Origin of the sequence: Agromyces terreus (assembly GCF_009749465.1) — a bacterium.
GTDB classification, from domain to species: domain Bacteria; phylum Actinomycetota; class Actinomycetes; order Actinomycetales; family Microbacteriaceae; genus Agromyces; species Agromyces terreus.
This window is the reverse complement of the sequence record NZ_WBIS01000009.1, coordinates 1-13,004: the sequence shown is the minus strand read 5'-3', so window position 1 is coordinate 13,004 and position 13,004 is coordinate 1. Positions and strand designations below refer to the sequence as shown.

At 72.7% G+C, this 13,004-nt stretch carries 10 protein-coding genes; 3 read left to right on the top strand and 7 right to left on the bottom strand.

The window, feature by feature from the left end:
- Nucleotides 1-25 precede the first annotated feature (25 nt).
- The 4 genes from GQQ92_RS14025 to GQQ92_RS16640 form a co-directional block, all read right to left on the bottom strand.
- Nucleotides 26-3,190 carry an ADP-ribosyltransferase gene (locus GQQ92_RS14025; protein ID WP_156999932.1) on the bottom strand — a complete coding sequence of 1,055 codons (3,165 nt, stop codon included), beginning with the start codon at nucleotides 3,188-3,190 and terminating at the stop codon, nucleotides 26-28.
- An 82-nt stretch (nucleotides 3,191-3,272) separates the two neighbouring features.
- Complete coding sequence (locus tag GQQ92_RS14020) at nucleotides 3,273-3,584, bottom strand: WXG100 family type VII secretion target (RefSeq protein ID WP_197738273.1); 312 nt, start codon at nucleotides 3,582-3,584, stop codon at nucleotides 3,273-3,275.
- Complete coding sequence (locus GQQ92_RS16645; RefSeq protein WP_197738272.1) at nucleotides 3,577-4,221, bottom strand: WXG100 family type VII secretion target; 645 nt, start codon at nucleotides 4,219-4,221, stop codon at nucleotides 3,577-3,579. The genes GQQ92_RS14020 and GQQ92_RS16645 overlap by 8 nt, the downstream gene beginning before the upstream one ends.
- A gap of 64 nt (nucleotides 4,222-4,285) precedes the next feature.
- Nucleotides 4,286-4,579, bottom strand: coding sequence for a WXG100 family type VII secretion target (locus tag GQQ92_RS16640; protein ID WP_056010942.1), 294 nt, complete (start codon nucleotides 4,577-4,579; stop codon nucleotides 4,286-4,288).
- A 168-nt stretch (nucleotides 4,580-4,747) separates the two neighbouring features.
- Between GQQ92_RS16640 and GQQ92_RS14010 the strand changes: the two genes are divergently transcribed.
- On the top strand, nucleotides 4,748-5,368 hold the full coding sequence (locus GQQ92_RS14010; protein ID WP_197738271.1) for a hypothetical protein: 621 nt from the start codon (nucleotides 4,748-4,750) through the stop codon (nucleotides 5,366-5,368).
- The gene (locus GQQ92_RS14005; RefSeq protein ID WP_156999928.1) at nucleotides 5,368-6,111 is read left to right on the top strand and encodes a hypothetical protein; all 744 of its coding nucleotides are present in this window, start codon (nucleotides 5,368-5,370) and stop codon (nucleotides 6,109-6,111) included. Before GQQ92_RS14010 ends, GQQ92_RS14005 begins: the two co-directional genes overlap by 1 nt.
- Here GQQ92_RS14005 and GQQ92_RS14000 read toward each other — a convergent pair whose 3' ends face one another.
- The 3 genes from GQQ92_RS14000 to GQQ92_RS13990 form a co-directional block, all read right to left on the bottom strand.
- Nucleotides 6,112-6,732, bottom strand: a complete 621-nt coding sequence (locus GQQ92_RS14000; RefSeq protein WP_156999927.1) for an FHA domain-containing protein — start codon at nucleotides 6,730-6,732, stop codon at nucleotides 6,112-6,114. It lies immediately after the preceding gene.
- 63 nt (nucleotides 6,733-6,795) lie between these two features.
- A complete protein-coding gene (locus GQQ92_RS13995; protein WP_156999926.1) occupies nucleotides 6,796-11,127 on the bottom strand; it encodes an FtsK/SpoIIIE domain-containing protein in 4,332 nt (1,443 codons plus the stop codon).
- Between the two features lie 25 nt (nucleotides 11,128-11,152).
- Nucleotides 11,153-12,274 carry a hypothetical protein gene (locus GQQ92_RS13990; protein WP_156999925.1) on the bottom strand — a complete coding sequence of 374 codons (1,122 nt, stop codon included), beginning with the start codon at nucleotides 12,272-12,274 and terminating at the stop codon, nucleotides 11,153-11,155.
- 94 nt (nucleotides 12,275-12,368) lie between these two features.
- Here GQQ92_RS13990 and GQQ92_RS13985 point away from each other — a divergent pair, with 94 nt between their 5' ends.
- Nucleotides 12,369-12,917 (top strand): hypothetical protein, encoded by a 549-nt coding sequence (locus GQQ92_RS13985; RefSeq protein WP_156999924.1) that lies wholly within the window; start codon nucleotides 12,369-12,371, stop codon nucleotides 12,915-12,917.
- The last annotated feature ends 87 nt before the right edge of the window (nucleotides 12,918-13,004 follow it).

Genomic DNA, 13,004 nt, shown 5'->3' with positions numbered 1-13,004 from the left:
GGATCGGACGGCACTCCTCGAACGGTCATTTCCGCTCGGCCAAGTCGATTTCCCATATGCCGGGCGAGACCTCTTCCTTTCGAACCACGTCGAAGCTGACGCCTCGCTGGAACAGGATCTCATCTTCGCTGCGGTACCGCGAGAACGGGCCGACATCGACGCCCGACCGCCCTGTGATGGTCACCTTGATACCGCCGCCTGCGCCAAAGCCGTCGGCGACGGACGATGAGGTCGATGAGCTGAGGAAGGCCGGATCCGACCACTGCTTGCTCTGCACGAACTGGTCGAGCAGCCCCGGACGGATCTCCATGCCACGATACGTGATGCCCGGGACCGGGGGTAGCTTCGCGATCGCGGCGGTCGTCGCGTTGAGCCGTGTCTCGAGCCCGGGGACATCGCTCGGCGTGCTCAGTCCGCGCAAGTAGCCGTTCATCTCGGCGTAGGAGTTCGTCGTGTAGTCCCAGATACCGAGGACATCGGCCGACGTCAGGGTGGGATAGGCCTTGGAGACCTTCGCCGCCCACTCGTCGAGCTTGTCGGCGGGGATGTCACCGTTCGGCTCGCGGTACTCGGCGTCTAGCGCGCTCAGGTCGGGCACCTTCGGCGTGGTCGACGGCGCTCCCGCCCCCGGCGCGTTCAGGTTCGTATGGGACGGCGTGTGCGCACCGGTTCCGCTGCCGCCGGCGCCAGGCGTCGATGCCGGCGGCACGGCCGTACCCGGCGTGCCGGCCGCTCCCGGCATCGCGGGGCTCGCACCACCCGGCGTATGCGACGGGAGGAAGGACGGCTTCAAGGCGAGTGCCGCGGCTCCCGCGGCGGCAGCACCCCCGGCACCGGCGAGGTCTTCATGTTCGAACTCGCCGAGGCCGTCATGAGCGGACGCCGCGCCCGAGCCGCCCTCATCGGCAGACGATCCGTCTGTCGACGGCCCATCGGCGGCATCGGCTGCCACCGCGTCGGCGGTCCTGGCGATATCCGCGTCGGTCGGTGCCGAGGCCGACGAGGCGGCCGCGTGGGCGGGGGACGCTGTCGCGACTGCGGGCTTCGGGTCGGTCGCAGAACCGTCGGAGTCGACGGGCGCGTCGCCCTGCGTCGGGGCGTCACCCTGCGTCGCCGCGCCAGCCGGGCTCGACGCGTCAAGCGGGCTCGACGCGGTGCCAGCAGCGGGGCTCGACGCATCCGAAGCGGGCGCACCGGCGTGCGCCGCGGGCGCATCGCCGTCGGCATGGATCGGGGAATCGGCGACCGCTCCATCGGCGTGGCTCGACGCATCCGAAACAGGCGCGTCGGTGTGCCCAGGGGGCGCATCGCCGTCGGCAGGCTCCCCATCGGCATGCGTCGGGGCATCCGTCGCGGGTCCGTCGGCATGAGCCGGCGCAGCCGCTGCGGGCGCATCGCCGGCCACGGAAGCGTCGACGCCCGAAGACGCATCGGCGGCAGGCGCATCCGTACTCGTGGACGCATCGGCCGCGGGCGCATCCGCGCCCGTGGGCCCGTCGACGGGCGGCGTGTCGACGGTCGGGGCGTCCGCGGAACCCGCGTTGCTCAGATCCACACCACTCGTATCGACCGCACCCGGAATGTCGACCGAACCACCACCATCACCGACACCCGAACCCGCATCACCCGCGCCGGGCGTGGGCGCGTCGTTCGACACGTCGACGGCGCCGCCGCCACCCGACGTGCTCGAACCGCCGCCGCCCGCGCCGGGCGTGGGTGCGTCGGAAGGAACGTCGACCGACGCGCCGCCACCGGGCGTGCCCGCGTTCGCGTTCGTGCCGGTGCCCGACGGGATGCCGCTCGTGTCGATGTCGGGCCCGGAACCGCCGGGACCGCCCGTGCCCCCGGGCGAGGACGGCGAGGAGGGTGCGTGCCCGCCGCCGGGGCGCCCGGCCAAGGCGCCGCCGAGCAGCGCACCGGCCGCCATCGACGACAAGGGCTGGAACGGCTGACCGGACAGACCCGACTCCGCGAGACCCGATGCGAGCCCATCGACCGCGCCGCCGCCGGTCTCGACCGCGATATGCGTGACCCGGCGCATCGCGCCCGAACTCACACCGCCGGTCAACCGGCCGCCGGCGCCCGACACTCCGGCACCCGCCGCGCCGCCGACCGCGGCCGACAGCGCCGCGGTCAGGACGTTCTGCGGCTGGTAGTTCGGGTCGAGGGCACCGCGCACCGTGTTGAACGACACGGTCGTGATGCCGCTCGCGAGCCCCGCGGAGATCGACTCCTTCGCGACGCGGATGCCGCCGCGGATCGCCAGACGAGCCGCTCGCAGCGCCATCATGATGAGCGTGCGCAGCTTCTTGCACAACAGGGAGATCTTGATCGCCCACCGCACGACCGTGGTCATGATCTTCGCCGCCATCGCGGCCGCACCCGCACCGAAGGTGACCATGCCGAGCAGCGCGCCGATGCCGATCTCGATGCCGATCTCGATCGCCATCTGGGCGATGAACCAGCCGATCTCCTCCCACGCCTGGTCGACCGCGTCGATCATGCCGCGCGCGAACCCCGACATCGAATCCGCCGAGTCGGCGACCTTGCCGAACGAGGAACCCAGCGAGCGCTGGCACGAGAGCATGCTCGACTTCTGCGGGAACGTCATCGAGGACGAATTCGTGAAGGCACTGTCGACCCGCGACTGCGCACGCGTCATCGCGCCCGACAGCTCGCTCCACGCCGACTCGGCACTCGAGAGCTTGCCGCGATCGGCCGACGGCAGCACCACGCCGAGCGTCGCGAGCGCGTCTTTCAGGAAGTGGCCGAACTCGCCCAACGGCCCCTCGGGGCCCTTGCCCAGCGACGTCGGCACCGACGCCGACGGCGGCACCACGGTCGGGCTCTCTTCGGGAATGCGCGAGGACGAGGCCGGCTTGAACGCGCCGACCAGCTGCGCGCCGTCGTACGCACGACCCGTGTTGCCCAGCGCGGCATCGACGATGCGCAACGCGTTCGCCAAGCCCAACGCCGACTTCATCACATCGACCGCGTACTGGTCGTAGCCGGGCTCGCCGTCTTGACCGTGCGCGAAGACCTCGGCCGACTCGTCGTCGCCGGCCATGCCGCCGGTACCGCCGAGGGCGGACTCGCACGCACGCACCGCCTGCGACACCGACTGCGCGATCGAGAACAGCGCAGTGCCATCCGCGGCGAGCCGCGCAGCATCCAACTGAAGGTGCGACATGAAACTCCCGAACTCCTGAGGTCAAAACAGCGACCCGGCCCGACGGGCGTACCTCGTCGGGCCGGGTCGGGTGAGCGAAAGATCAGCCGCTGAGGCCGGAGGCGAGCTTGTGCCAGGAGTCGTCGAGCGACTCGATCGTCTCGGTGTAGGCCTTGTGGGCGCCATCGACCTGGTCTTGCAGGCCCTCGGCGGCCTGGGCCATGGCCTCGGCCCCGAGCTGCCACTTCTCGAACATGCTGAGGAAGTTGCTCATCGCGGGGCCCTGCCACTCGGCGGGCAGCATGTACGCGAAACCGCTCGCGCCCTGCTTGAGCGCGGTGCAGTAGGTGACGAGCTCGCCGAGCATGTCGGCCAGCGCCTTGAGGTCGGCCGTATCGGCCTGCTGCTCAGCCATGCTTGCTCCCGTCGGATGGTGCGTCGATGTCGGGCACCTCGGCGATGTGCACGGGTGCGGCGCCCTCGACGACGACCGGCTCGCCGTCTTCGCCGAGGCGGAACACGCCCTCGCCGATCGAGTCGTCATCGCCGTCGCCGTCGCTGTCGCCCGACCCGCCGCCGGTCGCCTGGCCGGTGCTCTTGCGGGCGCCGAGCATGCCGCCGCCGTAGAGCTCCTTCTCGCCGTCGCCGTCGTAGTCGCGACCGAAGAACTCGGCCATGTCTTCGGCGCGTTCCTCGCCGCGGTCGACGACCGCGCCGAGCTTGCCGGAGTTCGACCGCATCGCCGCGACCGAGGGGGCGCGGCCGTTGAACGAGCGCTGCACGCCGGATTCGTTCTGCGTGTACGACCCGTCGGCGGCGATGAGCCCCGTCTGGAGGGCCGCGAGCGACTGGCGCACGAACCCCGCGGTGGTCATGAACGTCGCCCAGCCCTCGGAGAAGCTGTCGGCGTCGTCGCCCTTCCAGGTGACGTCGACCGTGCGCTTGACCTGCGAATCGACCGTCGACAGGTTGGTGTCGAACGTCGCCAGCACAGTGCCGAGCAACGCCGCCACCTCGCTCAGCGCAGTCGCGCGGACTCTGAATGAGACCACGGGTACCCCTTCCCACCGGATGAGCGCCGGGGGCGTTGGACCCCGGCGCTCACGTCACCGAATGTCAGCCGTTGAACGTGCCGGCGATGGCGTTCTCGCTGTCCTCGTAGGACAGTGCCGCCTGGTTGAGCAGGTCGCTGATGCCCTGAAGGGACTCCTTGAGCTGCAGGCCGGCCTGGTCCCACTGCGAGTAGAGCTCGTTGAAGCTCTGCGACGCCGTGCCCGACCAGTCGCCGGAGATGAGTCCTTCGACGAGCGACTTCAGGTTCGACAGCTGCGACTCGATGGACTGCGAACCGCTCGAGAGCTGCCCGGCGACGCCGGCGAGCGAGTCGGACGTGACGCGGATCTCCGCCATGATGTTCCTCCGTTGAGTGGATGCCTCGTGTGAGCACGGGCGGGGTGACCCCGATTTCCCGTGCGTCGAACACGTTACCCGCTGGCCCGCGAGAATGGCATGGGGAGGACTCCCCGTGCAACGAGTGGGTACAGTCGAGGCATCCGATCTCCGACCGAAAGGCCGTCCGTGCGCCCCGACGACGCCACCCTCGCCGCCCGCCCGCAGTTGTTCCGCTACTCGCGGGCCACGGCCCCCACCGTCGTCTTCGCGATCCTGGCGCTGCTCGCCCTGATCGGGCTCGTGCTCGTGCTCGCGAACTTCGAGTCGATCCGCGACGACGCGAGCGAGATGACCGGTCGCCGCTCGGGCCTGCGCAGCATCGTCGCCCCGGCGCTCGTGGTGATCGCGGCGTTCTTCGCGGTCGCCTTCGCCTGGGTCGCGGTCGCCGGCTCGCATCGGTGGCACCGGGTCGAGACCGGAACCCGGCTGACCGCGCGGCACTTCCTCGTCTCGGGCGGCTCCGACGTCGCCGACGTCGTGCACGCGAACTTCGCGACCGGCGACCCTGCTCGCTACCTCCCCGTCCCGAACCACAAGAAGGGCGGCATCCGCGTCGCCGTCTACCGGGCCGACGCCGACCGTCTCGCCTTCGTCACCGTCCAGATGGGCAAGGGCGCGGATGCCGCGGCGTGGCCGCTCATCACCATGCGGGATCGCGCGTTCGTCGACCTGAAGCGCCTCTCCCCCGAGGACTTCTCGCGGCGCCCGAGCGGCGCGGGATCCGTCGACCCGAACCTCTTCGGCTGATGACGTCCGCCCTGCCGCCCGCGCCGTCGCACTTCGAGGCGCTCGTCGACCCCGTGAAGGCGGGCTCGGCCCGTCGCTGGAACGCCGGATTCATCGTCACGGGCTCGCTCCTCCTCGCGGCATCCGCGGTGGGCGTCGCCGTCATGCTCGCCACCGGGTTCGGCTCGTGGTTCACGGTCGTGCTCGTCGCCGTGCTCGGCGTGCTCAGCATCTCGCTGGTCGTGACGAGCGTGCTGCGCGGGCGGATCCTCCGGCTGCTCACGGGGTCCGGCGCGGTGGCCTGCCGCATCGACGACCGCGGGGTCGTGCTCGCGAACTCGCCGGCCATCCCGTGGTCAGAGGTCGTGTTCGTCGGCGTGCTGAACGACCGCGCCCGCACCGCCAGGCTGCGCGCGGTGCCGGTGTTCGGCTGGTTCGGGTCGCTCGCGCTGAAGGCCGGCAACGGCACGATCCTGTGCGAGATCGCCGTGCGCGACGGCGAGTCGCTCCGCGCGGGCATCCCCGATCGGGGCGCGGCGCGGCGCATCAGCCTCTACGGCCGTTGGCCCGACGGCATGCGCCACGGGCTCCTGCCGCTCCTGCTCGACTCCGTGCTCTCGGAGGAGACCAGCCAGGCCGTCGTGCGCGCCCTCTTCAGCGAGGCGCAGGCGCGCGGCATCCCGTTCTCGATGCACGAGTCCACGTTCGGCTTCCTGAAGTGGAAGGGACCGCTGCTCGACCCCGAGTGGCCGACCGCGCTCTGATCAGGCCGGGCGGATCTCGAACGACAGGTCGCCGAGCCAGACCGTGTCGCCGACGGATGCCTCGACCCGCGTGCCGGCGGACTCGAGCTGCTGGATGCGACCGCCGCGCTCGAGGCGCGCGCCGTTCGCCGACCCGGCATCGCCGACGTGGATGCGGCCGTCGGCCAGGTCGAGGAAGAGGTGCACCCGCGACACGGAACGCGTGTCGTCCTGCACCTCGACGGCGCGAACCCCCATGGCCAGGGCGGTGTCAGCAGGCTTCCGCCCGATGACGGCGCTGCCGGAGACGACGATGCGCTGACCCGTCGAGAAGGCGAGCTCGATGCGCTCGACCTTGGGCGGCGCGGCCGCGGCGGGAGTCGCCTGCGCCGCGGCATCCGCCCTCGAACCGCCCTGCTGCCATGGCAGGCTGCGCGGCAGCGGCACGGGGGTGACGGCGCCGGCGGTCGCGCCGGGAACGGGCGCAGGCGCCGCCGCCGGGGCGGTGCGCTGGGGCGCCGCGAACTGCGTGGGCACCGGCGGGCGGGCGGCCTGCTGCGGGATGAGCTGGCCGCACTCGACGCAGTACATGCTGTTCGGCTGCAGCGTCGCGTCGCAGTAGACGCAGCGGGCAGAAGCCACGGAGTCGGTCCCTTCCTCGGTTGGGCGTTTCGCCCGGGTCAGTCTACGTGCGTCGCCGACGCGTCACTGGCGGATGTCGGGAACGCGCACCGGGAGCCATCCGGCCGGGGTCGTGAAGACCGCGGACCCGGGCGTTCCCCGGCCGAGCATGAACTTCGGGATCGGGGAGCCGATCGTCTGCGTGCCCATGACCGCCGACTCGGGACGCAGCACGAGCGCGCGGCGGGCGCGCTTCGCCTCGACGACCGGGCCGCCGAAGAGCGTGGAGAGCGATTCGGAATCTGCCGAGACGATGAACGCCGCCCGGTGCTTGGCGCCGGTCAGGGCGTGCTCGATCGGCGCGTTCTTGTACTGCTCGGCGTCGTCGACGATGACCGTGACGAACTCGCCGGCCGCGTCGAGCATCTGCTGGATCGTGCCGGGGTCGGTGTCGCCGGCCGCGATGACCGGGATGCCGTGGCCCGTCGCGACCTCGGTGAGCACCGACTCCCTCGGCGACACCACCAGGAGCGGTGTCTTGCGCCACGCGAGCTGGTGCACGATGGCCGCGAGAGCCGACGACCGACCCGACTTGCGCGGCCCGGCGACGACGAAGCCGCCCTCGGCCGGCCAGTCGATCGTGAACCGCGACAGCACGTCGCCGCCGACCGCGACGACGGGGCCGTCGGCGGGACCGGAGTCGCCGAGCGGCAGGTCGTAGGCGGCGGTGAGCGCGAAGTGGCCGGGCAGCGGGTCGACCCGCACCGGCTGCGGGAGGCCCGCGAGCTGCGGGTACTGGTCGAAGTGGTCGTGCACCTGCTCGACGATGCGCCGGAGCGCCGTGGTCTGCGCCTCGCCGCTCGTGTCGCGCACGAGCACCGCGAGCTGCGCCTCGGCGCCGCCGGCCCCGAACAGCACGCGGCCGGGCGGGAGGTCCATCGGCACGTCCTTCGCGAGGATGCCGGCCGTGCGGTAGTCGGACAGGTCGCGGAGCGGCAACACGTACTGCGCGTCGATGAACGAGGAGATCTTGTCGCCCGAGATGCCGCGGTCGCCCGTGATGAGCACGCGCACGCCGACGGCCGGGCCCTCGCGCAGCACGCGCATGAACTGGTCGCGGAACGTCACGAGCTGGTCGGCGTTCATGGTCGAGAGCATGCGCTCCCAGCCGTCGACGACGACCACGGCGTACGGGAGCCTCGTGGCCGCGTCGGACTGCGCCCGCTGCTCCGAGATGTGCCCGACGCCGGCGGAGGACAGCACCGACTGGCGACGCGCGAGCTCTTCGAGCAGGCGCTGCACGAGGCGGGGCAGGCGGTCGGCGTCGAGCTGCGTGACGACGGCGCCCGTGTGCGGGGCGTCGACGAGCGGCAGGAGCGCGCCGTTGCCGAAGTCGATGACGTAGAGGTGCAGGTCGGCCGGGGTGTGCTCCTGCACGAGCTGCGCGAGCATGGTGCGCAGCGCCGTCGTCCGGCCCGAGAGCGAGCCGCCGATGAAGAGCACGTGCGAGTCGGTCTCGATGTTCCAGGTGAGGCTGCGCTGCGACTGCTCCCCGGGCACGTCTTCGAGGCCGAGCACGATCGCGCCCTCGGGAACCGGCTGGTCCTGGAACTTCTCGAGCGGGAGCACGGCCGGCAGCGGCACGAGCCACGGCGACGGGTTCTTCGGGATGCCGAGCTGCTGCGTCGCCGCGGTGATGAGGTTCACGAGCGCACGCAGGTCGGTGTCGTCGTGATCGGTGACCTGGGCCTGCGAGGAGGCCGCCTTGGGATACCTGGCCGGGAACCCGAGCAGATCCCACTGCAGGCGGGCCTTGCGCGGCAACACCTTCACGCTGCGCTGCACGCCGGGGCGGATGCCGGCCACACGCGCCGTCTGGAAGGCCACGGGCGCCGACGAGGGGCCGGTGCGCACGAAGCCGCGACCGGGCGTCGTCGGGCTGATGAGCGCCGCCTCGCCGGAACCGAGGATGTCGGAGGAGTCGGTGCGGTCGGTCACGCGCAGCGCGACGCGGAGATTGATGTTCGACTGCATCTCGGGGGTGACCACGCCGGCCGGACGCTGCGTCGCGAGCACGAGGTTGACGCCGAGCGAACGGCCGACGCGCGCGATGCGCACGAGACCGTCGATGAACTCGGGCAGCTCCGTGCGCAGCTCGGCGAACTCGTCGATGACGATCATGAGGCGTGCGAGCCCTCGACGGGCCGCCGTGTCGGCGTCGCGCGCCCACGCGGAGTCGACGTCTTTCGCCCCCATGTCGCGCAGCACCTTCTCGCGGCGCTTGAGCTCGGCGTCGAGCGAGGCGAGGGCGCGCTCGGTCTCGCGGGCGTCGAGGTTCGTGACCATGCCGACCGTGTGGGGCAGCCGCTCGCAGTCGGCGAACGCCGAACCGCCCTTGTAGTCGACGAGCACGAAGTTCAGGGCGTCGGGGCGGTTGGCGAGCGCGAGGCTGACCACGAGGGCCTGGAGGAACTCGGACTTGCCCGAACCGGTGGTGCCGGCCACGAGCGCGTGCGGGCCGTCGCGCGAGATGTCGACCGCGAACTCCCCCTCGCCGGTCGCGCCGACGACGACGAAGGTGTTGCGCGGCTGCGTCTGCCACCGGCGCACGAGCGGCTCGGGGTCGTCGAGGTCGATCGCGAGCAGGTCGGCGAAGCGCACGGCCGACGGCAGCATGGCATCGTCGCCGACGCCGCTGACGTGCCGCAGCGAGCAGAGGCTGCGGGCCATGAGCTCGGCGCGGGGCACCGAGAGGCCGTCGAGCAGCACGACGGGGTGGTAGTCGGTGCCGGTCTCGACGCGCGCGACGGCGGGGTCGGAGGGGTCGATCGCGACGACGCTCTTCGCCTCTTCGGGAAGGCGCTCGCGTTCGGTGTCGAGCGCGACGAGGTGGATGCCGTGCGCCGCGCCGTGCTCGAGCAGCTGCACCATGCCCGGCAGCATGCGCAGGCGACGGGCACCGTCGACGATGACGAGCACGCTGCTCGGCGGCTCGGCGCCGCGCTGGCCGGCGGTGCGCATTCGGAGGTCGAGCAGCTCGGAGAGCTCGCGGAGGCGCTCGCGCCGGGAATCGTCGGAGTTGCCGACCGACGCGGCGGCGGCGGCGGGCTGCGCGTGCGGAAGCCACTGCACCCAGCTCCAGTCGGCTTCGGCGTCGTCGGGGCAGAGCACGACGAGCTCGGCGTCGCGCGGCGAGCGCAACGTCGCCCAGCCGGCGACGATGACGCGCGCGAGGCTGCGGGCGGCGTCGACGGGGCCGGCGATGCCGAGCGGGCCGGAGCGCAGGTCGGCCGCGATCGGCACGGGCGCGACGCCGACGCGGCGCTCGCTCGTGCGGTCTTTTCCGCCGCCCTCGAAGCGCACGTCGAGGGCGACCTCGGTCACGCCCAGTCGCACGGCGAGCGAGTCGGCGTCGGTGCGACGCCGCTCCCAGAGCCGCGAGAGCGGGCGGGTCGCGATGTCGAAGAGCACGACGGGGTCTGGCAGGCGGTACCAGGACTCGATGCGCTGGCGCTTGGCCAGCTCGCCGATGCGTGCCTCGGTCGCGCGCACGTCGTCGATCCACTGCTGCTCGGTCTTCACGCCCTTGTTCTTGGCGAGCTTGCGGTTGGTCAGGAACGAGCCGATGACCATGATGGGGCTCGCGGCGGCCATGAGCAGCATGATGGGACGGCCGAACACGACGGCCATGGTCACGCCGAGCACGACCGGGATGATCGCCGAGAGCCACGGCATGGGCGACTGGTCGGGGTCTTCGGGCTTGTCGCCCGGAAGGGCGACGACGGGCTGCTCGGCGGCCGGCCGGATGCGGCTCGGGCGGTTGAACCCCCTCGCGCCGAGCGCGTCGCGCGTGAGGTCGGCGTCGCCGACGGGCGCGATGCCGAGCCGCAGCACGCTCGAGCCCGCCTGCACGAGGTCTGCCGGCACGACGTCGGTCGGCTCGGTGATCACGACGCCGTTGACCCACACCTGGGCGCCGCGCTCGGGGGCGACCGAGGCGGTGAGCGGCACCGGGCGCCCGTCGCTGCCGGCGCCGCCCGGCGAGACCGTGATCGTCACGTGGTGGGCGAGCAGGGCGGGGTCGGCGATCGAGAGCGAGACGGATGCCCCGTGGCCGATCGTGACCGCGGCGCCCCGGACGATCGGCAGCGAGTCGCCCGAGAACGGGCCGCCGACGAGTTCGAGCCTGAGGCCGCCGGCCGGCGTGTCGGCGTGGGCGGTCTGCGGCACCTGGCCGCCCGAGAGCACGGCGCTGTCGGCGAGGGGCGTCGTCGGCGCGGGCTCGCCGTCGAGCATGGCCTCGGGCACGCCGAGCGACTCGGCGACCTCGCCGACGGTGGTGCCCTCGTCGACGTCGAGCATCCATGATCCGGCGGCGTCGCCGGCGCGCTGGTCGAGCGTGAGTCGGAGGCTCATGGGTGCTGCCTTTCGGAGGGGATCGTCATCGTGCGGTGCGATCGAGGACGGCGATGAACGCGTCGAACGGTCCGCCGACGGCGGGCTGCTCGGCGGGGACGGGCGGGATGAACAGGGTCGTCACGGGTTCGTCGTCGGCGTCGGTCGGCGCCGCGGGCACGGGGCCCGACGAGGGGAACGCGGTGCCCTCGGGCAGTTCGGTGCCGGCCGGCACGAGCGTGACGGATCCGTGCGCCTGCTCGCCGGAGGCGGCGACCTGGAAACCGAACTGGTCGGCCTCGCCCGTGCCCGTGTAGCGTGCGGCGCCGTCGGCGTCGCAGGCCGCGGCACCGTGGATCGCCGCGCCGCACGAGACGAAGACGACGTCGTCGCCGGCGATCGCGGTCACGAGCGCCGCGAGATCGATCTCGGCGTCGCCCGAGCCGTCGAGCGGCACGGCGACGTCGAGCGCGACGAGCGGCGAGTCTGCGCGGTAGACGCCCACGCGCACGACCCCCTGCCCCGTGGTGCCGAACTCGTCGGCGATGCCGAAGCCGACCTCGGCCGCGCCCGTGAACGACGCGGAGGCGCGGAACACGAGGTGCGTCGCCGTCGCCCACGCCGTGCCGGCCTCGGCGGGCTCGACCCCGACGGCGACGAGCCCGGCGCCGCCCCCGCAGCGGGTGCAGGTCGCCCCGAGGTCGGAGAACGGCACGAGCAGCAGGCTGCCGGATGCCACGGGCCGCACGCTCGCGGACGGCGAGGGCTCGGGTGCCGGCGGGGCCGCGAGGCTCACGCGGTATGCGACCGTCATCGACACGGAGCCGTCGGTGAGCGCGACGGGCAGCACGGTCGTGCCCGCCTCGGGGTCGTAGTCGGGGGCCGACAGCGTGATGTGCTCGGAGTCGCACTCGACGACGAGCGCGCTCGTCGACCTCGGGCCGGCGCAGTCGGAGATGCGCCACGGCAGCGGCGGCTGGATCTCGGCGGTCTCGCGGTACGGGATCTCGATCTCGGCGGCGTTCGTGGACTCGGCCGCGGCCGCCTCCTCGTCGGCGGGCGCGTCGCCGGAGGCGGCTCCGGCCGATGCCGCGGTGCCGAGGACGAGGAACAGCGCGACGACCGGCACGACGGCGAGGAGCGACCTCTTGCGTGCGACGCGGCTCACCGTGCTCCTCCCCATGCGGCCGCCCGCGTTCGGGCGCCGATATAGCATGGTACGCGGTCGGCGCCGCCGACCGCGGCGATGAGGAGGAGCGGCGATGTCCGATCGGCTCATGCCGCCATCCGGCCACTCGGTGCTCGGACACGCGCCCGGCCAGCCCGCGCTCGGCGATCACGCCGGCGCCCGCGCGCTCGGCTCCGGCTCGACCGTGCTGCCCGAGCTCGCCGAGACGCCCGAACGCGAGCGCAGCTGGTGGCGCCACCCGGCGTTCCTCGTCTCGATGATCCTGACCGTGCTCGCACTCGGTGCGGCGGCGGCCTGGTGGATCGTCTCGATCGTGACCGACGACTCGGTGCGCGTCGACGGGCTCACGGCATCCGTCGAGGGCGGCAATCTGCACCTCGACTGGGGCGGGCCCGACGCCGACTACACGCTCTACGCGGTCGACGCCGACGGCGCGGTCACCGACCTCACCCAGCTCGTGCGCGGCACCGAGGCGTGGATCCCCGCTGCGGCGGGCGTCGCCGACGACTCCACGTGCTTCGTCGTGCGACCCGCGACGGTCACCGCCGACGTGAGCCTCGACGCGGCCACGCTCGACGGCCAGCGCGGCGCCGGGGTCTGCGCGGCCGACGCGGGCGCCTGATGCCGCCGGTGCGCCCCCGACGTCCGGCAGCCGGTCCGCGCCGTACGCCCGGTCGCCGCGCGCTCCGGCGTCGCGCGGCCGTGCTCG